The 22,544-nt window shown below is 62.0% G+C and carries 23 protein-coding genes; 9 read left to right on the top strand and 14 right to left on the bottom strand.

The annotated features are described in order from the left end of the window. Positions 1-15: 15 nt before the first annotated feature. Complete coding sequence (locus ACP7BX_RS18935) at positions 16-447, bottom strand: nuclear transport factor 2 family protein (protein ID WP_314526110.1); 432 nt, start codon at positions 445-447, stop codon at positions 16-18. A 247-nt stretch (positions 448-694) separates the two neighbouring features. Between ACP7BX_RS18935 and ACP7BX_RS18930 the strand changes: the two genes are divergently transcribed. Beyond that, positions 695-934, top strand: coding sequence for a DUF6434 domain-containing protein (locus ACP7BX_RS18930; RefSeq protein WP_269130796.1), 240 nt, complete (start codon positions 695-697; stop codon positions 932-934). After that, positions 931-1,665, top strand: a complete 735-nt coding sequence (locus tag ACP7BX_RS18925; RefSeq protein ID WP_426128544.1) for a CPBP family intramembrane glutamic endopeptidase — start codon at positions 931-933, stop codon at positions 1,663-1,665. Before ACP7BX_RS18930 ends, ACP7BX_RS18925 begins: the two co-directional genes overlap by 4 nt. 1 nt (position 1,666) lies before the next feature. On the opposite strand, the gene ACP7BX_RS18920 is transcribed toward ACP7BX_RS18925, so the two are convergent. Both ACP7BX_RS18920 and ACP7BX_RS18915 read right to left on the bottom strand, forming a co-directional pair. Next, positions 1,667-3,367: an amidase gene (locus ACP7BX_RS18920; protein ID WP_426128546.1), complete on the bottom strand. Its 1,701-nt coding sequence runs from the start codon at positions 3,365-3,367 to the stop codon at positions 1,667-1,669. Positions 3,368-3,421: 54 nt separating this feature from the next. Beyond that, positions 3,422-4,210, bottom strand: coding sequence for a helix-turn-helix domain-containing protein (locus tag ACP7BX_RS18915; RefSeq protein WP_426128548.1), 789 nt, complete (start codon positions 4,208-4,210; stop codon positions 3,422-3,424). Between the two features lie 84 nt (positions 4,211-4,294). On the opposite strand from ACP7BX_RS18915, the gene ACP7BX_RS18910 reads away from it, so the two are divergent. After that, the gene (locus tag ACP7BX_RS18910) at positions 4,295-4,615 is read left to right on the top strand and encodes a DUF2834 domain-containing protein (protein ID WP_426128550.1); all 321 of its coding nucleotides are present in this window, start codon (positions 4,295-4,297) and stop codon (positions 4,613-4,615) included. Positions 4,616-4,772: 157 nt separating this feature from the next. Here the strand turns inward: ACP7BX_RS18910 and ACP7BX_RS18905 are convergent, their stop codons facing one another. Genes ACP7BX_RS18905 through ACP7BX_RS18895 form a run of 3 tightly spaced genes read right to left on the bottom strand, consistent with a single transcriptional unit; the run spans position 4,773 to position 7,707 of the window. Further along, entirely contained in the window at positions 4,773-5,696 is a 924-nt protein-coding gene (locus ACP7BX_RS18905) for a sugar ABC transporter substrate-binding protein (protein WP_426128552.1), read from the bottom strand. 41 nt (positions 5,697-5,737) lie between these two features. Continuing rightward, the gene (locus ACP7BX_RS18900; protein WP_426128554.1) at positions 5,738-6,871 is read right to left on the bottom strand and encodes a phytanoyl-CoA dioxygenase family protein; all 1,134 of its coding nucleotides are present in this window, start codon (positions 6,869-6,871) and stop codon (positions 5,738-5,740) included. Next, a complete protein-coding gene (locus ACP7BX_RS18895) occupies positions 6,871-7,707 on the bottom strand; it encodes an SDR family oxidoreductase (protein WP_426128556.1) in 837 nt (278 codons plus the stop codon). Before ACP7BX_RS18895 ends, ACP7BX_RS18900 begins: the two co-directional genes overlap by 1 nt. A gap of 125 nt (positions 7,708-7,832) precedes the next feature. On the opposite strand from ACP7BX_RS18895, the gene ACP7BX_RS18890 reads away from it, so the two are divergent. Beyond that, complete coding sequence (locus ACP7BX_RS18890) at positions 7,833-8,858, top strand: LacI family DNA-binding transcriptional regulator (protein ID WP_426128558.1); 1,026 nt, start codon at positions 7,833-7,835, stop codon at positions 8,856-8,858. 34 nt (positions 8,859-8,892) lie between these two features. Further along, complete coding sequence (gene iolG, locus ACP7BX_RS18885) at positions 8,893-9,897, top strand: inositol 2-dehydrogenase (RefSeq protein WP_426128560.1); 1,005 nt, start codon at positions 8,893-8,895, stop codon at positions 9,895-9,897. Here the strand turns inward: iolG and ACP7BX_RS18880 are convergent. Next, positions 9,894-11,060: a GGDEF domain-containing protein gene (locus ACP7BX_RS18880; protein WP_426128562.1), complete on the bottom strand. Its 1,167-nt coding sequence runs from the start codon at positions 11,058-11,060 to the stop codon at positions 9,894-9,896. The two genes, iolG and ACP7BX_RS18880, sit on opposite strands and share 4 nt — an antisense overlap. Positions 11,061-11,169: 109 nt before the next feature. Further along, positions 11,170-12,381, bottom strand: coding sequence for an MFS transporter (locus ACP7BX_RS18875; protein ID WP_426128564.1), 1,212 nt, complete (start codon positions 12,379-12,381; stop codon positions 11,170-11,172). A gap of 146 nt (positions 12,382-12,527) precedes the next feature. On the opposite strand from ACP7BX_RS18875, the gene ACP7BX_RS18870 reads away from it, so the two are divergent. Then, the gene (locus tag ACP7BX_RS18870) at positions 12,528-13,301 is read left to right on the top strand and encodes an AraC family transcriptional regulator (RefSeq protein ID WP_177096153.1); all 774 of its coding nucleotides are present in this window, start codon (positions 12,528-12,530) and stop codon (positions 13,299-13,301) included. Between the two features lie 2 nt (positions 13,302-13,303). Here ACP7BX_RS18870 and ACP7BX_RS18865 read toward each other — a convergent pair whose 3' ends face one another. Further along, positions 13,304-13,807 (bottom strand): GAF domain-containing protein, encoded by a 504-nt coding sequence (locus ACP7BX_RS18865; RefSeq protein ID WP_269130786.1) that lies wholly within the window; start codon positions 13,805-13,807, stop codon positions 13,304-13,306. Positions 13,808-13,859: 52 nt separating this feature from the next. Further along, positions 13,860-15,362, bottom strand: coding sequence for a glycine betaine/L-proline transporter ProP (gene proP / locus ACP7BX_RS18860; protein WP_033896594.1), 1,503 nt, complete (start codon positions 15,360-15,362; stop codon positions 13,860-13,862). 153 nt (positions 15,363-15,515) lie between these two features. Between proP and ACP7BX_RS18855 the strand changes: the two genes are divergently transcribed. Next, positions 15,516-16,046 (top strand): GNAT family N-acetyltransferase, encoded by a 531-nt coding sequence (locus ACP7BX_RS18855; RefSeq protein WP_426128567.1) that lies wholly within the window; start codon positions 15,516-15,518, stop codon positions 16,044-16,046. Between the two features lie 143 nt (positions 16,047-16,189). Then, a complete protein-coding gene (locus tag ACP7BX_RS18850; protein WP_033896592.1) occupies positions 16,190-17,593 on the top strand; it encodes an MFS transporter in 1,404 nt (467 codons plus the stop codon). Between the two features lie 37 nt (positions 17,594-17,630). Here the strand turns inward: ACP7BX_RS18850 and ACP7BX_RS18845 are convergent, their stop codons facing one another. The 3 genes from ACP7BX_RS18845 to ACP7BX_RS18835 all read right to left on the bottom strand — a co-directional run bounded on the left by ACP7BX_RS18845 (position 17,631) and on the right by ACP7BX_RS18835 (position 20,324). Then, positions 17,631-18,551 carry a bifunctional helix-turn-helix transcriptional regulator/GNAT family N-acetyltransferase gene (locus ACP7BX_RS18845; RefSeq protein WP_033896590.1) on the bottom strand — a complete coding sequence of 307 codons (921 nt, stop codon included), beginning with the start codon at positions 18,549-18,551 and terminating at the stop codon, positions 17,631-17,633. A gap of 70 nt (positions 18,552-18,621) precedes the next feature. Beyond that, a complete protein-coding gene (locus ACP7BX_RS18840) occupies positions 18,622-19,914 on the bottom strand; it encodes a sorbosone dehydrogenase family protein (protein WP_314526153.1) in 1,293 nt (430 codons plus the stop codon). After that, on the bottom strand, positions 19,911-20,324 hold the full coding sequence (locus ACP7BX_RS18835; protein WP_177003632.1) for a DUF2231 domain-containing protein: 414 nt from the start codon (positions 20,322-20,324) through the stop codon (positions 19,911-19,913). Before ACP7BX_RS18835 ends, ACP7BX_RS18840 begins: the two co-directional genes overlap by 4 nt. Before the next feature lie 172 nt (positions 20,325-20,496). Here ACP7BX_RS18835 and ACP7BX_RS18830 point away from each other — a divergent pair, with 172 nt between their 5' ends. Beyond that, a complete protein-coding gene (locus ACP7BX_RS18830; protein ID WP_426128571.1) occupies positions 20,497-21,525 on the top strand; it encodes a UV damage endonuclease UvsE in 1,029 nt (342 codons plus the stop codon). Positions 21,526-21,531: 6 nt separating this feature from the next. Here ACP7BX_RS18830 and ACP7BX_RS18825 read toward each other — a convergent pair whose 3' ends face one another. Continuing rightward, complete coding sequence (locus ACP7BX_RS18825; RefSeq protein ID WP_061437197.1) at positions 21,532-22,482, bottom strand: SphA family protein; 951 nt, start codon at positions 22,480-22,482, stop codon at positions 21,532-21,534. Positions 22,483-22,544 lie beyond the last annotated feature (62 nt).

Below are 22,544 nucleotides of genomic sequence, written 5' to 3'. Positions count from 1 at the left end.
GCTCACCGCAAGGTATCAGTACTTGTAGGCCTGACGCCCGATCAGCAGCCATTTGCCTTTTTGCTTCTGCCAGACCTGGAAGTTGTCGATGTCGGTAGGCACTTCAACCCCGCTGTTCACCGCCAGGGCGTGGAAGTGGTTGCGGACCAGCGCAGTGTCGCCTTGCAGGGTGATGGTCTGGTTTTGCATTTCCAGGGTCTTGAAGGCGCTGGTATGGGTTTCCAGATCAGCGATGAATTGGTCTTTGTTCTGCACCTTGCCGCTGGAGTGGCCGTAGGTGAGCTTGTCGGCCGTCAGCGCGTGAAGCTGTTTGAGGTTCAGGTGCAGCATGGCTTGGGTCAGTTGGTCGACCGCTTGGGCCACATCCTTTTCGGCAGGGGCAGGCGCGGCTGCGACGTAACCGGTGAACAGGCACAAAAATCCGATCAGCACTTTGACGTTTTGCATGGGTGTTTCCTTATTGTTGTGGGGGGCTGGCACGACAGCTTAAGTCGTCGTACAACCATGCAATAGTTAGGGTAGGGAAGGAAAGTGAAATTTCGAAATATCTTGAAAAGATTAGACTTGAAAGTATTACAAACCACAGATCGACTTATACGATGTCCCAACACATTGATTGAATCATGCCTCGCTTCCTGAGCCAGTAGTACATCGCTATGCTACTGCCGAAACCTGACACTGCCCGAGAGACAAAATGGATTTTGACTGGCACAGCGAGACCCTCACCCGCGCCACTCCGGTAACCCCGCACTACAAAAACACTCAAAACGTACGCCGCTTCATGCTTGAGCACTGCGGCCCAGGGTTCAGGTTCGACCGGCCGTTCATGGCCTGGATTCGCAACGAGGTGCCCAAGACCCTGGGCGATGTGGTGGAGGAGTGGCAACGCCGAAACGATGCCGTTGGCAACGTCGACGGCGGCGCAGATCGGTGATTACCCAAGGCATTGCGGTACTGATCCACTACAGCACTTACCTGGCACCGGGCCTGGCCTTGTTTGGCCTGTGGTTCGCACTCACGCCCCGGTCGCTGACGGCGCTGCGTATCCTGATTTTGCTGGCGGCGTTCGTGCTGATGCGCGATGTGATGACGCCCTTGGGCCTGTGGTCGCTGGGCAGCGAGGTGCAGCTTGGCTTCACGGCGAATACCTTTGTGCTGGCAGTGTTGGGCGGTTTGTCGGTGCTGTTGATTGCGGCGCTTGTGCGGGTGGCGCCCGACTTGGCGGCGCTGATTGTCTGGTCAAAGGGGCCGCGCGCTGCTGGCCTTATGATCGGGCTCGCGGTCGGCTGCTTGATCGGTGTGCCGCTGCGGTTTTACCAGGGGATCGAAGCGTCAGCGATTCCGGGTTATTGGGTATGGCTGCCGGGCATGGTGGTGTTGGCCTATGGTGCCAATGCGTTGGAAGAGGTGCTGTTTCGCGGGTGCTTGCAGGGCTATCTGGAGCAGCATGTCACGCCGTTGCGCGCGGCACTGGGCAGTGGCGTAGCCTTCGCGGCCTGCCATGGGTTCCTGGCCTTGAGCGTGACTCAGTTGGGCTGGCCAGTGTTGCTGTTCACCTTGATCGAAGGGTTGGCGTGCGCGCTGGTGCGCATGCGCTATGGCGTGTTGGCGGCGACATTGACCCATGGCACGGCAATCCTGTTGATTGCCGTGCCCATGCACTGAGTTAAAGCGCCGGCGTACGTGGCGGAACCAGGCGTTTGCTGCCGGTGGCCTCATAGGCCGAAGCAAACCGCAGCAACGCCGAGTCGTCATACGCCCGCCCGGCAAAGGTCAGACCCACCGGCATGCCGATATCCGCCATCACGCCCATTGGCACGGTGACAGTCGGCACGCCGAGGTGGCGGATCGCGAGGTTGCCGTTGGCGACCCACACGCCGTTGCTCCAGGCGATATCGGCAGAGGCTTCATTCACATCGGCATCCGCCGGGCCTACGTCAGCCACGGTCGGGAACAACACGGCGTCGAGACCGAGCGTGTCCATCCAGTCTTCCAGGTCGATGCGGCGGGTCTGTTCCAAACCGCGCAGGCCATCGGGGACCGTGCTGATCTCGTTCCACGGGGTGATACCGCGTTCGGCCATGCGCACGTATTCGTCCATGCCGGCGGCCAGATCGTCCTCACGGTTGGGCAGGGTGCCGGGGTCGTGGGGGAAGATCTTCGGCCCGTCCACATCCGCCAGGCGGTTGAGGGCCGGGTCGTTGTTGGCGCGCAGGAAATCATCGAAGGCCCAAGCCGACAGTTCCCACAGTTCATCGTGGAGGAACTCCCTGGAGACCAGTCCACGGGTGAACACGGTGGGCGCGCCAGGGCGGTCGCCTTCGCAGTTGGACACCAGCGGGAAGTCCACGTCGATGACTTCGGCACCGGCCGCAACCAGGGCCTGGCGCGCGTCGTTCCACAGGTCGATCACGCTGGCGCGGGTGTTGATCTTCTGCCCGGTAGGACCGCCGATGCCGGGTTTTTCACTGGTGCCTGCGTCAGGGTCGGCGTTGATGTACATGCGCGGCACACCAAAGCGTTTGCCGGCGAGGGATTCGCAACTCACGGCCAGTTCAGCGTAGGACGCCGGGCGCACCGAGGCGACGCTCGGGATCGGCACCCACGGCTGCAAACGCCACAGGTCGCCACGGGTGTCCGGGTCTTCGGCCACCACCACATCGAGCACTTCCAACAGGTCGGCCATGGTGCGGGCGTAAGGCACGACCACGTCCATGGTCGGTGTGAGCGGCCAGTTGCCGCGCACCGAAATCACGCCACGGGACGGCGTGTAGGCACACAGGCCATTGTTGGACGCCGGACCGCGTCCGCTGGACCAGGTTTCTTCGGCCACGCCAAACGCAGCAAAACTGGCCGCCGTCGCAGTGCCGGCGCCGTTGGACGAGCCGGAGGCAAACGGCGCCGTCAGGTAGTCGGCGTTATACGGGCTTTCGGCGCGGCCATACACGCCACGCTGCATACCGCCATTGGCCATCGGCGGCATGTTGGTCTTGCCCAGGCAGATGGCGCCGCCGCCGCGCAGACGCTCGATGGTGAACGCGTCACGCTGGGCGACCAGGTGGGCAAACGCCGGGCTGCCGGAGGCTGCGGTCAGGCCCTTGACCAGGTAGCTGTCTTTGGCGGTGTAAGGAATGCCATCCAATGGCCCCAAGGTTTCGCCTTTGGCCCGGCGTGCATCGGACGCCTCGGCTTCTTTCAGGGCCTCGGGGTTGCGCACCACCACGGCGTTCAAGGCGGTGGCGGTCTGCGGGCCGTCGTAGGCGTCGATCCGCGCCAGGTAGGCGTTGACCAGTTCAACGGCTGTGGTCTGGCCGGATTCAAGCGCAGCGCGCAATTGGGCAATGGAGACTTCGGTAACTTGCATCACGTTTTTTTCGCCGCCTTCAAGTGGGGGTATGGCGGCAGTCTACGGACAGATATTTCACAAAACCAGCGCGGCATACTCCGCATAAGCGCCGCGCATCACCTGCCAGGTGGCCTCGTCCGCAGGAATCAGATGTTCGATCCGCAGGGAAGTCAGGGTGATGTCCTGGGGCATGCCAAACGTGGTGAAGGTGGACAAAAAGCTCAGTTCACCCTGGCGTGAGCGCACGCGGGTCAGTACCAGCGGCGGCATCTGCGCGGGCAGTTCGGTGTTGGCCGGTGTCGGCAAACTCGCCAGTAATGCGGCCAGTTCGGGATTGCTCAATGCCTCGCGAGTGGCGCGCTGCCAGGCCAGGGTGCGGATCTCCTCGGCGTTGCTCAGGTGATCGCCCAGGCCGCCTGGCTGCAGCAGCGTCGTCAGCAAGTTCATGCCCTCAGCGGCATCCGCCCGGATACCCACCAATTCAAACAGCAGGCCGGTGCTGGCATTCGCCGCCAGCACTTCCCACTGGCTGCCCAGCAGGATGGCAGGGGCTGGATTGTTGGCGTGCAGCACATGGCTGACGGCTTCGCGGATCGCTGCCATGGCGGGCGAGGCGAGTGGGGTGGCGGCGTAACGCGGCGCATAACCGGCGGCGAGGAATACGCGGTTGCACTGCTCCAGCGGTGCCTCCAGCGTGGTCAACAGGTTGTGTAACGTGCCGGGACTCGGCTTGGCCCGGCCGGTTTCGATGCAACTGAGGTGGCGCTGGGAAATGCCGGTGATCAGGGCCAGGTCGAGTTGGCTCAGCTTGGCGTGCCGGCGCAATTGGCGCAGGTGTTCGCCGGCAGTAGCAGGGTTGTCCATGGCGGAATCATGACCTCCGAGGTCATTGCGAGCGGCCGAACCTTATCACTAATGTGGGGCCTCTATCACGCCAAGGAAGAACCCATGAACAGTCGCTTTATCGCCCTGGCCGGTTTGCTCGGATTCTCGCTCTACACCCTGGTAGCGATGCTGACGGCCGAGCAGTCGCTGTTGGCCTTTGGCCGCGAATTGATGTCGCGGCCGGACACCGCGCAGGTGGTGATCGACCTGTATTTGATGGCGGTGCTTGCGTGTGTGTGGATGTACCGGGACGCGCGGCGACGCGGGCGCTCGGTGGTTTCGTTGCTGCCGTATTTTGTGCTGACGGCGGTGTTTGTGTCGGTGGGGCCGTTGCTTTATCTGGTGGTGAATGGGCTTAAACCGTTTAGCGAGAGTACTGGCTGACACAAATTCCCTGTGGTGAATGGGCTTTCTGTGGTGAGCGGGCTTGCCCCGCGTTGGAGTGCGCAGCGCTCCCGCTTTTTTGGGGCCGCTGCGCAGCCCAGCGCGAGCAAGCTCGCTCACCACAGAAGGCCCGCTCACCCTGTTAAATTGTCAGGTCTCAAGGGTTGAGAAATGCCTGGTAGTTCTCCTTGGTGATCTGCTGGTAAGGAATCGTCAGCTCAGCCGTGTACGGTTCCTTCTTCACCATCTTCACCGCCAGATCAATCGAGCCCACCGCCTGGCCTTTATTGTCCTGGTACACCGTCACCAGTAACTGGCCCTTCTTGACCGCGTCCAACCCCGCTGGGCCGCCATCGCTGCCGGCCACCAGGATGTCCTTACCCGGCTGCATGCCCGCCTGGCTGATGGCCATGGCCGCGCCGATCGCCATTTCATCGGCATTCGCCGCCACCGCATCGATTTTGCGCCCGGAGACGATCCAGTTGTTCATCAAGTCGATCGCCTTGTTGCGTTGCCACTCAGCGGTCTGCTCCTCGACGATCTTGATGTCGGGATACTCCTTGAGCACAGTCTTCACCCCCAGCGTGCGGTTGTGCGTGGCGTTGTTGGACAGCAGCCCGAGCATGATTGCCAGGTTGCCCTTGCCGCCCATTTTTTCGGCCAAGTAGCGCATCTGGATTTCACCGGCCTTGACCTCATCCGAGCCCACGTAGCCCACACCCGCTGGCAACTGCTGGGCATCCGGGCGGCGGTTGACGTAGACCAGCGGGGTCTTGGCCTGCTGGGCATTGGCGGTCATTTTTTGTGTGGCCGCCGTGTCCACCGGGTTGACGATAATCGCGTCCATGCCCTGGGCCGTGAAGTTCTGCACCTGGTTGAGCTGGCGCACCACATCGCCCTGGGCGTCCTCAAATTGCAGGGTCACGCCGGGCAGTGCCTTGGCGTGGGCGGCCATGTAGTCACGCATTTGCGCGAGGAAGACATCGTCGACCTGGGCGATGCTCACGCCGATACGGATATCGGCCAGCGCCCAGGGGCTGATTGCCAGGGTAAAGAGTGCCGCAAGGACTTGCTTCTTCATGGTGGTGCTCCGTTCTTCTTGTTGTTGTTAAAACAGAGGGTTCACGCTTGGCGTTTGGCTCGCATCTGCGCCACGGCAGCGGCAAAGTCCGAAAGCGGCCAGCGTTCGTCGAGGGCTTGCTGCATCAACTGCTGCCCGGTTTGCGGGGCCAGTCCCTTTAAAGGTGGGTCGGTGTCCAGGTTGGTGGGGAAGGCATAACCGTCGGCGGTGCAGGCAATCACGGCGTGTACGGCCTGGGCATCCAGTGCGGTGTTATCGAGCAAGGCCGGGTACACCGCGAGCATCATGTGATCGCGGTCGAGGGCTTCCATGGGCTTGCCGAATGCCGAGGAGATCTGCAGCAGGTTGGCCATGCGCTGGCGGTCCGGCGTGCGGTTGGTGCCGGCGGCATGGAACAGCGCCGGGTTGAAGAACAGCAGGTCGCCCTTGTTCAGCGGCAGTTGCACGGCATGCTGCTGGAAGTAGTCGATGAACTCCGGGCGCCGCCACGCCAGATAGCCCAGGGCGTATTGCTGGGAAAACGGCAGCAGTTGGGTCGGGCCGGTTTCCAGCGGCATGTCCGAATGCGCCACCGCGCCCTGTAGCGTCAGGTATTGGGACAACAGGTGCAGGGGCAGGGGAAAGCGCTCCACGACGTCATTGGTCTGGAACCCCAAGTGGTAATCGCGGTGGGGCTGCTGCGCCTGGCCGCCGGGATGCACCACGTTGACCTGGGCGGTCACCTGATAGCTCGGGCCCAGCCATGCCTCGGCGATCAAGCCCAGCAACGGGTTGGCGTAGTACTCGACAAAGGAGGCGGGCGACTCCAGCGCGGCTTTCTGCAACGAATTCCAGATGCGCCCATTGCTGCCAGCTTTGGCGAAGTGGTCGGCGGCCACCCCTTGCGCGGCCTCGTTGGCGAAAATCGCATCGAACACCTGGCTGTGGCGGTCCACCACTTCCAGGTCTTCATAAGCGCTGCGCACCACCATCACCCCAGGCCCCTCGCGGAACAGGCGGTGCAGTTCGTTCATCGCCGTCAAACGCTCAGCATTGCGCAGGGTCTGGGCCTGATAGATCGGCACATTGTTCAGCACTTGCGCGCACAGCGGGTAATCCTCGGGATTGACCTGTTGCGCGCAAAGCTCGCTGAAATCCGCCAGGCGCACGGCCTGTTCAGTCACGAACACCGACATCACACACCTCCCAGCGCCTGGTTGGGCTGCGGGCTGCCGCCGTCGGTGCAACCGACCACGCCTTGTTCCAGGTCGATCACCGAGCCGGTCATCATCCCCGACTCGCGGGACAGCAGGAACGCCACGCTGCGCGCCACTTCGTCAGGCTTGAGCAGGCGCCCAAACGGTTGTGCGCGTTCAGCCCTCTCCAGCCAGCCATCCTGGGCGCCGTGGTACTGGCGCTGGATGTCATCTTCATGGGGCGTGTCCATCCAGCCGATATTCAGGCCATTCACGCGGATACGGTTGCGCAGCGCGCTGAACGCCACGTTCTTGGTGAGGATCGCCAGCGCGCCCTTGGACGCCGCATAGGCACTGAGAAAGGATTGCCCGCCATGCCCGGTGATGCTCTGGATATTCACCACCGCGCCTTCCACACCGTTGCTGATCATCAGCTTCAACGCTTCCTGCATCAGGAAGAACGGTGCCCGCACATTCACCGCCATCAGTCGATCAAACAGCTGTGGCGAGGTGTCAAGAATGGTGCCGCGGTCCGACATCCCGGCGCAGTTTACCAGCCCATGCAAGGTGCCGAAGTGGGTGCGTGCCGCGTCGATGATCGCGCGGCAATCCTCGACCTTCTCAAGGTCCGCCTCGACAAAAAACGCCTGGCAATCCAGCTGTGCCAGCAGCCGTATCTGCTCTTCGCCTTGGGCGCGACGGCGTCCGCAGATGATCAACCCGGCGGCGCCGCGCTCGGCCAGGGTGCGCGCCACCGCTGCGCCAAGGCCCTGGGTGCTGCCGGTGACGACAAAATATTGGCCGCTGAACGACGTGGCGAGATCGGTGTTAGGCATGCAGTTCTCCAGGATTTTTTGTTGTTGTTCATCGCCTGGCTCGACGCCGGGCAAAACTGAGACTAGCATTGCGAAACCTCACTAACGCCCAAAAAACACCTCAAAAACACCTCAGGCGAAACCCCATGCTCGAACGCGCCAAACACTTCTCCATCAAGCAACTCGCCACCCAGGCAGGAGTGAGCAAAGCCACGGTCGACCGTGTGCTGCATTTGCGCGGCAGCGTGCACGCCCAGACCCGGCGGCGTATCGAGCAGGCGCTGGATGAGTTGGAGTCCCAGGAGAAAAACGGCCTGGCGGTGGGGCGCACCTTTCACGTTGACGTGATCATGCACACGCCCAAGCGCTTCAGCGCGGCTGTGCAGGCGGCGATTACCGCGCAACTAGGCAGCCTGGCGCCGTTCCGGATCGCCCCGCGTTTTCACCTGTTCGAAGAGATCGAGCCCCAGGCCATGCACGACCAATTGCTGCGCTGCCTGGACACCGGCAGCCAGGGCGTGGTGCTCAAGGCGGCGGATGAGCCGGCGGTAAACCTGGCGGTCAAGCAACTGATCGTGGCGGGCATTCCGGTGGTGACGCTGGTCACCGACCTGCCGCAAAGCGAGCGCATCGGCTACGTCGGCATGGACAACCGCACCGCCGGCCAGACCGCCGCCTACCTGATGTCACGCTGGCTGCCGGCGCAGCCCCAGGACGTGGCGGTGGTGATCGGCAGCGAATTGTTCCGTGGCGAAGAAGAACGCGAGATGGGCTTTCGCGCCTGGCTGCGTGGGCGCGCCGCGCATTTGCGGGTGCTGGATGTCAGCGGCGGCTATGGGGTGTACGACCGCACCTTCGAGCGGGTGACCCAGGCGCTGCAACAGCATCCCGAATTGAAGGCGGTGTACAGCGTCGGCGGCGGCAACCGCGCGATTGTCGATGCCTTTGCCGCCCAGGGCCGGCCGCTGGAGGTCTTTATCGGCCACGACCTCGACGAAGAAAACCGCCAGCTGCTGCGCGAAGAAAAAGTCGCAGCGATCATCGATCACAACCTGCAGATCGATGCGCGCCACGTGTTCCTGCACATCTTGCAGTACCACCGGCTATGGAAGGCCGGGCCGATTGCGCCCTCCCAGGTGCAGATCGTCACACCGTTCAACCTGCCGGATTAACTACTCCCTCAATAACAACATCAGGAGTTCGACCATGCTGAGAATCGCCGTTCTGGGTGCCGGGCGCATCGCCAAGATCCACGCCGCCAACGTCGCCGCCCACCCCCATGCCACGCTGGTACTGGTGGCCGACCCCTGGCGCGAAGGCGTCGATGCGCTGAGCACACAATTGGGTTGCGAGGCCGCCTACGATTGCGCCGCCGTGCTGACCCGCAATGACATCGACGCGGTGGTGATCGGCACGCCTACCGACACGCATATCGACCTGCTCCTGGCGGCGGTGGCCGCAGGCAAGGCGGTGCTCTGCGAAAAACCCATTGACCTGGATATCGCCAAGGCCCGCAGCGCCGCCCAAGCCGTGGAGCGCCAAGGCGGCAAGGTGATGCTCGGCTTCAACCGCCGCTTCGACCCCGACATGCTGCGCCTGCGCCAGGCCCTCGATGCCGGGCAGATCGGCGCGGTGCGCCAGGTCATCATCACCAGCCGCGACCCCGGCCTGGCGCCGCGTGACTACCTGGCCCACTCCGGCGGCATCCTGCGCGACATGACCATCCACGACTTCGACACCGCCCGCCACCTGCTCGGCGAAGAACCGGTGGAAGTCAGCGCCATCGCCAGCCGTCTGGTGGACCCAACCCTGGCCGAAATCGACGACTACGACAGCGTGATGGTGCTGCTGCGCACTGCCTCCGGCAAGCAATGCCACATCAACTGCTGCCGCCAGGCGGTGTACGGCTACGACCAGCGCGTGGAAGTGTCCGGCGCCCATGGCGTATTGCTCACCGACAACCACCGCCCGAGCACCTTGCGCCATTGGAGCGCCGAACACACCGAGGCGCTGGAGCCGTTGCAGCACTTTTTCCTGGAACGCTATGCGCAGGCGTATCGCAATGAGCTGACGCAGTTCATCGATGCATTGAACAGCGGCAAGGCACTGCCCACCAGCGTGCGCGATGGGCTGTATGCGTTGCATTTGGCGGACTGTGCGTTGGAGTCGGTGAAGACCGGGCGTAGCGTGGCGGTCAGTTACGACCTTTAGCCGTAGGAACTGGCGCCGGTCCGGTCGACCAGGCGAATACTGTCGCGCCCGCCACGCTTGGTTTCATACAGCGTGGTATCGCCTTGCTCGATCAACGCCGTGAGGCTGGGTGGCGGCTGGTCGAACAGGTTGGCGCCGATGCTCAGGGTCACCGGCGCCGGGGTGATGAAGGTCTGCGAGGCCAGTTGATGGAACTGGTCGCGCAGGCTGCTGCCCAGTTCGACGATCTGTTCGGTGGACGCCGGGTTCAGCAGGATCACGAATTCATCCCCGCCCAGGCGTGCGGCCAGCGCGCCTTGGGGCACCACGCTGCGAATCATCTCGCTCAAGGCGATCAGCAAACGGTCACCAGCCGTGTGGCCGTAAAGATCGTTGACCGACTTGAAGTTGTCGATGTCGATCAGCAGCAACGCACCGGGTTGCGCTGGCGACACCTGGGCCAGCAGGCGCGGTGCGCGCAGGTCGAGGGCGCGGCGGTTGTACAGGGCGGTCAGTGGGTCGCGGGCAGCGAGGCGGGCGATCTGTTGTTCGCGGCGGTAGCGTTCGGAGCCGGTCATCGACAGCGCGATCAGCATGATCGCCATGGCGCCTTCCACCAGGGAAATCTGGATGATCTCGCCCTTGAACGCGGCAAGGTCGATCAAGGTGCCGGGAATCAGCACCGACAGCGCCTTGGCCACATAGAACGCGCCATGGATCAGTAGCACATAGCGCAACTGCACCGCGCCGATGCTCAGGGATTTGCCGTGGGGGCGCAGCAAAAAGCTGGCGCGCAGGGTCGGCAACGCCACCAGCAGCGACTGCACCGCCAGCATGGCTTTGGACCAGGAAGGGGCGGCCGGCAGCATCAGCATGCCCAGCCAGACCACCAGCATCAGCAACCACAGCAGCGACAGCCGTGTTTGGGTGAACCGCGCCACGCCCAGCAAAAACAGGAAGTGCGCGGTCACCAGCAAGCCGTTGGCGAACCAGATGCCAATCGTCAGGTAACCATTAAGGCGCAGCAGGGCCAGGGTGGAACCGACAGTGATGGTGGCGAAACCCGCGCTCCAGCACAGCAACGAGGGTTCGCGCACGCTGCGCCATTCAACGGCCAGGTACAGGGCGGCAGCGGCTGCCAGGGCAACGGTGAGTGCCAAAATCGTAGGAGGGTCGAGCGTCATTTCTTGCCGGGTCTGCCTGGTGTGCGTTTAGAACCGGGATTGTAAGCGCACACGCAGGTTTTTCAGAGCATTCCGTGTGATGGCACACGGCCAGGCGATGATCGGCAGGTCAGGCGCCCTTGGTCGAGGGCAGCAAGATCGTCAGGATGCCCACCAGCGGCAGGAACGAACACAGCTTGTAGACGTACTCGATACCGTGGGTATCCGCGAGCAAACCGAGCAACGCTGCGCCAATCCCGCTGAATCCGAACATCAGGCCGAAGAAGATCCCGGCGATCATGCCCACGTTACCCGGCACCAGTTCCTGGGCGTACACCACGATGGCCGAGAAGGCCGACGCGATGATGAACCCGATCACCACGCTCAATACTGCCGTCCAGAACAGGTCGACGTAGGGCAGGGCCAGGGTGAACGGTGCCGCGCCGAGGATGGAAAACCAGATGACTTTCTTGCGCCCGATCTTGTCGCCGATCGGGCCGCCCGCGAAGGTGCCGACGGCCACGGCGCCGAGGAACAGGAACAGGTACATCTGGGAGCTTGCGACCGACAGCTGGAATTTTTCGATCAGGTAGAAGGTGAAGTAGCTGGTCAGGCTGGTCATGTACCAGTATTTGGAGAACACCAGCACGGCCAGCACCACCAAGGCAAAGGTCACGCGGCCTTTGGACAAACCATGGGTGGCTTTGCCGCCTTGCTTGAGCTTGAACAGGTTGAGGTGATGGCGATACCAGCGGCTCAGACCGTAGAGCACCAGGATGGCGAACACGGCGAATAGCCCAAACCAGGCGATATGGCTCTGACCGTAGGGAATGATAATCGCGGCCGCCAGCAAGGGGCCGAAAGCGCTGCCGGTGTTGCCGCCGACCTGGAAGGTCGATTGCGCCAGGCCGTAGCGACCGCCCGAAGCCAAGCGCGCAACGCGGGAGGTTTCCGGGTGGAAGGTCGACGAGCCGACGCCCACCAGGCCTGCTGCGAGCAGAATCGCCGGGAAGGTGCCGACAAACGCCAGCATCAGAATGCCGATCAAGGTGCAGACCATGCCCGCCGGCAACAGCCACGGCTTGGGATGACGGTCGGTGTGATAGCCGATCCACGGTTGCAGCAGGGATGCGGTCAGCTGGAAGGTCAGGGTGATCAGGCCTACCTGGGTAAATGACAGGCCGTAGTTGGCCTTGAGCATCGGGTAGATCGACGGCAGCACGGCCTGGATCAGGTCATTGATCAAATGCGCCAGGGCGCAGGCGCCGAGGACGCGCATGACCAACGGGCTGGCTTGGGGGGTCTTGGTTGCAGCGGCGGGTGACGCGGTGAGGGTCGACATGCAGGCATTCCATACAAGGCAGCTAATCAGAGGCGGCAACTTCTTAAGGTCGCCATCCATTACAAAATGATTCGGCGTTCATGCTAGATTCGTCGGGAATGCCTGTCTCGCGTAATTAGGGCGACAACTATTGCAAAAAGGGCGAAATGATCAAACCACTCAACGAATTCCTCCAGGAAATCAACGAAGGTGCCTGGGCGGTCATCAGTTCCGCCACGGATTACCCGGAAAACTGGGTGATCCCCGACCACAGCCACGAAAAGCACCAACTGCTCTACGCCATCGAAGGCGTGATGGTGGTGTACTCGGCGCTCAACCAATGGACGGTGCCGCCCAATCGCGGGATCTGGATGCCTGCCGGGCAGGTGCATTCCCTGCGGTGCGTGGGTACGTTGAAGATGCGCAGCGTGTTTGTACGCCCGGATCGCTTCCCGAACATGCCGGGCGAGCCGAAAACGGTGAGTATCTCGCCGCTGCTGAGCGAGCTGATCAAGGCGTCGGTGAGCTTGAAACCGCCGTATGCCGAGGATTCACGGGACGCGCGGATCATGCACCTGATCCTCGACGAACTCGCTATCCTGCCGGCCCTGCCACTGTCCTTGCCGCAGCCCGCCGACCCGCGCCTTCAGCGCATCTGCCTCGCGTTGCAGGAAGAGCCCGGCGATGCCTCTACGGTCGCCCACTGGAGCGAGCGCTTGAACCTGGACCAGAAAACCATCCAGCGCCTGTTCCGCAAGGAAACCGGCATGACCTTCGGCCAGTGGCGCCAGCAGGCGCGGCTGCTGCTGGCCTTGGAGAGGATTGCGGTGGGGGAGAAGGTGATCGATATCGCCCTGGAGCTGGGCTATGAAAGCCCGAGCGCCTTTACCAGCATGTTCAAGAAACAGTTCGGCAAGACGCCGAGCCATTTCTTCAGGTAGGGCTACTGATCCGTGGAGGTCAGGTTGGCGTAGAAAATACAGCCGATCAGCCGTGCGAACAGGCTGAGGGTTTCCGGCAGGTTCGGGTCGTCAAACAGCATGGCGCGCGAGTCCAGCGCACACAACGCACCGTACAAACGGCCGTCGGGCAGGAAGATTGGTGCACCGGCGTAGCTTTCGATCTCGTATTGCTTGACCACCGGGCGCGTGGCAAAACGGCCGTTCTTGCTGATCTCGGGGATGAACAGCGCCTGGGGATTGATGCAGAACTCGCTGCACAGCGTGGTTTCCAGGTCGAGTACATCGTGGACGTTGATGCCCATTTGCAGCGGGTCGTAGACCGAGCACACCACCCATTCCAGGTCGGTGAACTTGGCGATACCGGCGAAGCGCATCCCGGTCAGGCGCGTGACCAGGTGCAGGATGCTGGTGGTGGCTTCGATTTCGGCGATGGCGGCGCGTTCATCTGCGCTGAGTAACGAGGCTGCGGTAACGCTTGGAACCATACGTGAACACTCCTATGGCGTGGCGGCCTCGGCCGCCACGCAGGGTCAGGGCTTAGTTGATACGGGGATGCTGCTCGACCAGGTTTTTGCGCTTGGCTTCCAGTTCGGCAATTTCGGCATCGATGTCTTCGATCTTCTGCTCGATATTGTCGTGGTGTTCCTGCAGCAATTCCTTGGCTTCTTCCATGTCCGAAGCGGCCGGCGCTGCGCCGCGCAGTGGCTTGTTGGCGGTTTCCTTCATGGTCAGGCCGGTGATCAGGCCGACCACGGCAAACACCATCAGGTAGTAGGCGGGCATGTACAGGTCGTTGGTGCTTTCTACCAGCCAGGCCACGGCGGTCGGGGTTACGCCGGCGATCAGCACCGACACGTTGAACGCACTGGCCAACGCGCTGTAGCGCAGGTGCGTCGGGAACATGGCGGGCAACGTCGAAGCCATCACGCCGATGAAGAAGTTGAGGATCACGGCGAGGATCAGCAGGCCCGCGAAGATCAGGCCGATCTTGCCGCTGGTGATCAACATGAACGCCGGGATGGACAGGAACAGCAGGCCGATACTGCCAGCGATGATGAAGGGCTTGCGGCCGATCTTATCGCTGATAAAACCAATGAACGGCTGCACGAACAGCATGCCGACCATGATCGCGATGATGATCAGCACGCCGCTGTTTTCTTTGTAGTGAAGGTTGTGCGACAGGTAGCTCGGCATGTAGGTGAGCAGCATGTAGTAGGTCACGTTGGTCGCCGCCACGATGCCGATGCAGGTCAGCAGGCTGCGCCAGTGCTTGGTCGCCACTTCCTTGAACGAAACTTTCGGGCCGTGGGTCAGGCCTTCGCGGTCGCCTTGCTCCATTTTGTCCATGTGCTGCTGGAAGGCTGGGGTTTCCTCCAACGCATGACGCAGGTACAGGCCGATAATGCCCAAGGGCAGGGCAAGGAAGAACGGCAGGCGCCAGCCCCATGACTCAAAGTCGGCTTCGCCCAAAATGCTTGAGATCAGCACCACCACGCCCGCACCCAGTACGAAGCCGGCGATGGAACCGAAGTCCAGCCAACTGCCGAGGAAGCCGCGCTTGCGGTCCGGGGCGTATTCGGCGACGAAGATCGACGCGCCGGTGTATTCACCGCCCACCGAGAAACCCTGGGCCATTTTGCACAGCAACAGCAAAATCGGCGCCCAGATGCCAATCGAGGCGTAGGAGGGGATCAGGCCGATGGCAAAGGTGCTCAAGGACATGATCACGATGGTGGCGGCGAGGACCTTTTGCCGCCCGTATTTATCGCCCAGTGCGCCGAAGAACAGACCACCCAGGGGACGGATCAGGAATGGCACCGAGAACGTACCGAGTGCAGCGATCATTTGTACGCTGGGCGAGGCGTCGGGGAAGAACACCTTGCCGAGCACATAGGCGACAAAACCGTAGACGCCAAAGTCGAACCATTCCATGGCGTTGCCCAGGGCGGCGGCGGTGATTGCCTTGCGCACCTTGGTGTCGTCGACGATGGTGATGTCTTTTAATCCGATGGGCTTGACGCTTTTCTTACGTAATTTCATGCGGGACACTCTAAAGCAGAACAGGGGAGGTGCCATCGTTGCGATGGCACCGCTCTGTCAGTTCAGATACAAGCGGACATGAAATAATTCACCACTATTTGTGTTTTTTTGCAGATGGCTTGAACTTTACAGATTCACAGGGGAGTAATTCGCATGTCCGCCGTCGCCTCACGTTTGACCTACCGCCGACCACACGCGAGTGACGTGCAGCGATTGTTCGCGATCTACGGCGATCCGCAGACCAACCTGTTCAACCCCGCTGGCTCCATGGCCAGCCTGGAGGTTGCGCAACGCCTGCTCGATCACTGGCTTGCACAGTGGGCATCCCAAGGCTACGGCTGGTGGGCGATTGCACGCGTCGAAGCACCGGATTACATCATTGGCTTTGGTGGCATCGCGCCGATGGACTACCTGACCGACAGGCGCTTAAATCTTGGATATCGGTTTGCGGTGGAAGCTTGGGGGCAGGGCTACGCCACCGAGTTGGGCCGGGATGCATTAACGCTGGCCTTCGAAACACTCGGCTTGCCTGAAGTGTTCGGGCTGGTACGACCGGATCACGCGGCGTCCATCCGCGTGCTGGAAAAGATCGGCATGCAGCCTTTCGGTACGCTTGACGATGTGCCGGGTAAAGCACCCAGCTTGGTACTACGCGTTCGTCGTCCTACAACTGCTTTTGCCTGACATTTCACATACCCGCGCAATACCTCGATAAACGGCAATCTTTCAGATTGACAGCGTTCTGGCGTCCCGATATAAAAGCGACAGTTGTACGACGACATATGACGTTACATATGTCCTACCTAACAAAAATAAAAAGTGATGCCATGAACTTGAACGAGCCCATCAACGCACACCGCGTTGGCCAAGCGGTAGGCAACTATCGCTGGACCATCTGCGCGATGCTGTTTTTCGCGACCACCGTCAACTACCTTGATCGCCAGGTGCTCAGCTTGCTGGCGCCGCAGCTGTCTACGCAATTTGGCTGGAGCAACACCGACTACGCAAACATTGCGGCAGTCTTCCAGTTTGTCTACGCGATCTCCATGCTGTTTGCCGGGCGCTTTGTCGACAAGATCGGCACCAAGGCAGCCTATGTAGTGGCGATTGGCATCTGGTCCACAGGCGCAATCATGCATGCGTTCTCGGTGCCGATGGGCGAGGGCATCGCGGCCATCAGCGGGGCGATTGGCCTGGCGGTGATCCCGGTGTCGATTGCCGGTTTCATGCTGTCCCGTGCGGTACTGGCGATTGGCGAGGCAGGCAACTTCCCGATTGCGATCAAGGCGACCGCCGAATACTTCCCGAAGAAAGAGCGCTCGCTGGCCACCGGTATTTTCAACTCCGGCGCGAACGTGGGTGCGATCCTGGCGCCGATCTGCGTGCCGTTGATTGCCGGTTTGTGGGGGTGGGAAGCGGCGTTTATCGTGATTGGCGGGTTGGGTTTCGTGTGGGTGGCGGTGTGGATCGCGCTCTACAAGAAACCGGATGAGCAAAAACGCCTGTCGCCTGAAGAACTGGCGTATATCCGCAGCGACCAGACGGTGCAGCCTTTCACCCCTGCACCTGCTGGCGCCGTGGAGAAGAAAGTTTCGTGGTTCAAGCTGCTCACTTATCGCCAGACCTGGGCCTTCGCCTTCGGCAAGTTCATGACCGACGGCGTGTGGTGGTTCTTCCTGTTCTGGCTGCCCACCTACCTGTCGGCGCAATACGGTATGAAAGGCGCCGATATCGTTATGCCGCTGGCGGTGCTGTACAGCATGACCATGGTGGGCAGTATCGGCGGCGGCTGGTTCCCCAGCTACTTCATGGCACGCGGCGATGCGCCCTACGATGGCCGCATGAAAGCCATGCTGGTGATCGCGCTGTTCCCGCTGGTGGTGTTGCTGGCGCAGCCGTTGGGCTACATCAGCTTCTGGGTGCCGGTATTGCTGATCGGCGTGGGCGCCTCGGCGCACCAGGCGTGGTCATGCAACATCTTCACCACCGTGTCGGACATGTTCCCGCAGAAAACCGTGGCCTCGGTGGTCGGTATCGGCGGCATGGCCGGCGGCCTGGGTGGCGTGGTCATGACCAAGATCGGCGGTTGGGTGTTCGACTACTACAAGTCCGTCGGCGACATCCACACCGGCTACATGATCATGTTCGCCATCTGCGCGCTGGCCTACCTGGTGGCCTGGAGCGTGATGAAGACACTGGTGCCGCGTCACAAGGAAATCACGGACCTGTAAGGTCCAACGTCCCGCGCCGCAACGGCGCGGGACCGCTTCACAGCGTGAGCGCCCAGGTCTGGCTGACCAGGGATTTGCCGAAGCTGTCTATCGTTTCTTCCTCGATCAACTCGAACCCGGCTTTCTGATAAAGCCTGCGCGCATCGCTGAGGATGTCCACTGTCCACAGCTGCATGCGTTGGTAGCCGACCTGCCGGGCAAAGCGCACGCACTCATCCACCAGGCGTTGGCCGATGCCCATGCCGCGCGCACTGGCGTCCACGTAGAGCATGCGCAGCTGGGCCGTGGTGTCGCCGTGACGGATCACGAACACCGAGCCCACCACGTCGCCGTCCTTTTCTGCGATCCAGCAACGCTCGCAGGTTGGATCAAACGCTCTCAAGTACTTGGCGACCGTCTCCGCCACCAGCGCTTCGAACTCCCAGTTCCAGCCATATTCACGGGCATACAACGCGGTTTGTTGTTGCACCACCACACCCATGTCGCCCGGCTGTGGGTCGCGCAGCAGGTAGCTGGGCGCCGTGCCTTGCAGCAGGGCCTGGATGCGCTTCATGGCGTCGGTGAGTTGCCGCTGTTGGGGTTCCGGCAGGCTGTCGAGCAGGGCGATGACTTCGCTTTGGGTCTGCTGTTCCAGGGGCGCCAGCACTGCACGGCCATGGTCGGTGAGGTGCAGTTGCACCGCGCGGGCGTCGGTGGCGGAGCGGACTTTCTGGATCAGGCCCTTCTTTTCGAAACCGCTGGTCAATCGGCTCAGGTAGCCCGCGTCGAGGCTGAGCATCTGGCACAGGTCGGCGCTGGTGAGATCACCACGGGTAGACAACTCGTACATCACGCGGATTTCGGTGAGCGAATAGTCGCTTTGCAGCAGGTGTTCCTGCAGCACGCCGATCTGGTGGGTGTAGAAGCGATTGAAGCCGCGCACGATGCCGGCGCGTTCGACAAGCAGGGGAGTGGACATGCGGGGATGCTCGAATGGTTGCCTGAAGCAATTATATTGTTGCTTAAGGCAACCATGTCAAACATTTTGCTTAGCGGTTACGCGTCACCCGCCAAAGGGTATTGGCCAGGTCATCGGCAATGATCAGCGCACCTTTGGGGTCCACCGTCACACCGACCGGGCGCCCACGGGTCTTGCCGTCGTCACCCCGAAAGCCGGTGGCGAAGTCGATCGGCTCACCGGACGGCTTGCCATTGCTGAACGGCACGAAGATCACCTTGTAGCCCACCGGGTTGTCGCGGTTCCAACTGCCGTGCTCACCGACGAATACGCCATCAGCGAACTGCTCGCCCATTTGCGGGATGGAGAAGTCCACGCCGAGCGCTGCCACATGGGAGCCCAGGCTGTAATCCGGCTTGATCGCGGCGGCGACCTTGGCCGGGTTCTGCGGTTGGGCGCGCGGGTCGACATTCTGGCCCCAGTAGCTGTAGGGCCAGCCGTAGAAAGCACCTTCACGCACCGAGGTCAGGTAGTCCGGCACCAGGTCGGGGCCCAGTTCGTCGCGTTCGTTGACCACGGTCCACAGTTGCCCTGTGTCCGGCTGGATCGTCAGCGCCGTCGGGTTACGCAGGCCTGTGGCATACGGCTTGTGCGCGCCGGTGGCGGCGTCGATCTGCCAGACCATCGCGCGGTCGATCTCCACTTCCATGCCACGCTCGGTGACGTTGCTGTTGGAGCCGATACCCACGTAAAGCTGGCTGCCGTCGGCACTCACCGCCAGGGACTTGGTCCAGTGGTGATTGATCTGCGCCGGCAGGTCGGTGACCTTGGTGGGCGGGCCAGCGGCCTTGGTCTGGCCGTCGGCGTAGTCGAAGCTCACCAGCGCATCCTGGTTGGCCACGTAGAGCTTGCCGTTGGCAAACGCCAGCCCGTACGGCGCGTTGAGGTTGTCGGCGAACACCGTCTTGAGCTCATAGGTGCCGTCGCCATCGGCGTCACGCAGCAAGGTCAGGCGGTTGCCGCCCTTGACCTTGGTGTTGCCCTCGGCCTTGATCAGGCTGGCGATCACATCCTTGGGTTTGAGCTTGGCCGCGCTGCCGCCACGGCCTTCGGCGACGAGGATGTCACCGTTGGGCAGCACCAGGGTCTGGCGCGGGATCGCGAGGTCAGTGGCAATCGCCGTGACGCTGTAGCCTTGCGGCACCTTGGGTTTCTGATCGCCCCAGGGTGCGGGCTCGGCAATCTTCATGCTCGGCAACAGGCTGCTTTGTTGCTCCGGCAGTTTGGGGTCGGGGCCACGGGCCTGAGTCTTGTCGCCTTCACCGCCGCAAGCGGTCAGCAGCAGGGCGGCGCTCAATAGCGTCAATGTGCTGGACGTTTTCATTTAACACCTCCCGCGCGCAGGCCGGTCCAAGTGGCCGCCAGCGTCAGCAGCAAGACAATCGCCGACAGGATCAAGCCGCCGGGCATCGACGCGTAGGCGTCCTTGGCGTGTTGGAAGGCATTGACCAGGCCGAGTATCCAGGTGGCCAACAGCAGCAGGACATAACGCGTTGGCTGCCCGGCCTTGCGCTCGGCACGGAGCAGGTTGACCAACGCAAACAAAAACGCGAAGCCGGCGAACACCAACGCGCCGGCAATCAGCCAGGCCGAGAAGTTGGCCCATTGAATCTGGTAGGTCTGGGTGTAGGCAATGTCGCTGAGCAAGGCACCGAGAAACAACGGCACGGTACCGGCGAGCAAGGTCGCATGCAGCGGCCCTGGGCCGTATCGGTAGACGGGAAGGGTAGTCATGGGGTGGCGGCTCCTTGTTGTATAACGCCCCTGGACGGGACAGCGCATAGGAAGTGAACGCGTCACGTGTGAGAAAGTTCAGCGTGAAACGTTTCGAAATAGTGGGAACCCTCTAGGGCCGCCCCGGCCTAACGCCGTATCATCCCGTCCTTTTCTCTCGCCAGGCGCCTCCATGACTCAACCTCGCATCGGCTTTGCGTGCCAGTACAAACATCCTGAGCGCCTGCTGTCCGCCAGTGCCTTGAAGCTGATTGAGGGCCCGTTTAACCCACGCACCACCACGTTGCGCTGGATGGACAGCGTCACCCCGCAAGTGGCCCGCGACAAGCTGGTGGAAGTGGTTACGCATAACCTGGCCGCCCAGTTGCGCCTGTTGGCGTATGTGGCCGAGTTACCGCTGACCCTGCGCATGTTGCGCCTGAGCAGTGACCTGCTGCCTTTCTACAGCCACCCGAAAGTTGCCGCCGTGTACCGAGACCCGTCCATCGAGCGCCTGTTGGTGGAAGGGTTCGCCGCCATCGGCGAGTTGGCGCGTGCGTCGGATATCCGCCTGTCCTTCCACCCCGGCCAGTACTGCGTGCTGGGTTCGGAGAACCCTGGCGTGGTGGAGAACAGCCTGGCCGAGTTCGAATACCACGCCGACATGATCCGCATGATGGGCTACGGCCGTCGCTTTCAGGACCTCAAGTGCAACGTGCACATCGCCGGCCGCCTTGGCGTGGAAGGCACCCGCGCGGTGTGGTCGCGCCTGTCGGAGGTGGCGCGCAACTGCATCACCTTCGAGAACGATGAGAAAACCTACGGTCTCGACCATTGCCTGCAAGTCGCTGACCTGGCGCCAGTGGTGTTGGACATCCATCACTGTTGGATCAACGAAAACGACTATATCGACCCCCACTCGGAACGCGTCGCCCGCGTGATTGAAAGCTGGCGCGGCGTGCGTCCGACTATGCATTACTCCCAGCCCCAGGAGAGCTTGCAGGAGCTGGGTTTCGACGCCGAGCACAAGCTTGAAATGGATGCGTTGTTGCAGGTGGTGTCCAAGCGCGACCTCTACGCCCACAGCGCCCAGATGTGGAACCGCTGGACCAACGACTACGCACTGCAGTTTCTCGACCGCTTCGACATCATGCTTGAAGCCAAGGACAAGAACGTCGCCAGCCTGGCGTTCTATGAACACTGGAAGCGGCACAGTGCCTGAATCGCGTCAGCCTTTGCCAGCCAGCGGAATGACCAGGGACAGCCACATATTCCAGCCGTCCGGGCGGTTCTTGGCGTCGAATTCGTAGTAGCCCTTGATATTGGCGTACCACAGCTCATCACCCACCTTGAAGAAGTGCCCGGCCTGGGGCCCGATCCCGGCCACGCGCGACTTGAAATCCCCCAGCACCGCGCCGCTGCCACTGTCGCCGGTGACTTGTCGGAAGTAATAACCCACCAGTCCGGCGTGGGTCTGCGCGGTGAAGAAGTGCGAGGCGCTGAGGTCGATGTGTGCATCGATGCCGTTCTGGTAGTGGGTGTCGCGGTTTTCCCAGTTATAGGTCACGCCCGCCACGGCGGAGAACTCGTTGGTCTTGTCAAAAAACGTGTAGCCGCCGCCCGCATCCAGGGCGGCATGACCCAGGCCGATATTGACCAGGCGATCCGGGTCATAGGCGCCCACGGGTAGGTTGCCCATGGAATAAGCCATAAAGTTGTGCACGCCGTGGTTCCACTTCAGCGTTCCGAGCAGATACAGATCGCTGGCACCTTTGAGAGCATCGTGGGTACCGCCGGAAAACGAGCGCCCGCGTGGGCCGGTCACGGTGGCATCGACACTCGCCTCGGAACGCCCCACGGCCGCCACCGCCGAAATCGCCGCCTGGGCACCGCCCAATACCGGCGTGGCGAAGGTGTAGGTCGGGCTGGCAAACAACAGATCGGCCTTGGCATCCAGCCCCACCACCGTGCGCCCGCCACGCGGGGTGGCCGAGTGCCGACCGTCGCTGGCATTCACATGGTAGTAAACCAGCGGCAGGCTCCAGCCCGGCGTGGTCGGCGCAGCGGCGAGGGCACCGAACTGGCCGGGCAGCCAGAAGCTGATACCGCCGTCGTCGGCCTGCGCCATCGCGATGGGCAGCAGGGTGAGCAGGCTTAAAACGCGGGTCGTTGGGTTCATAGGACTTCCTATCCAATTGGCCATACTGTGCGTGCTGTCAGGGGCCGCTTGAGCATAGTCCA

Source organism: Pseudomonas sp. DWP3-1-3b3, assembly GCF_049896305.1.
GTDB classification, from domain to species: Bacteria; Pseudomonadota; Gammaproteobacteria; order Pseudomonadales; family Pseudomonadaceae; genus Aquipseudomonas; species Aquipseudomonas azotoformans_A.
The sequence above is the reverse complement of the archived record's forward strand: the minus strand, read 5'-3'. Positions and strand labels throughout refer to the sequence as shown.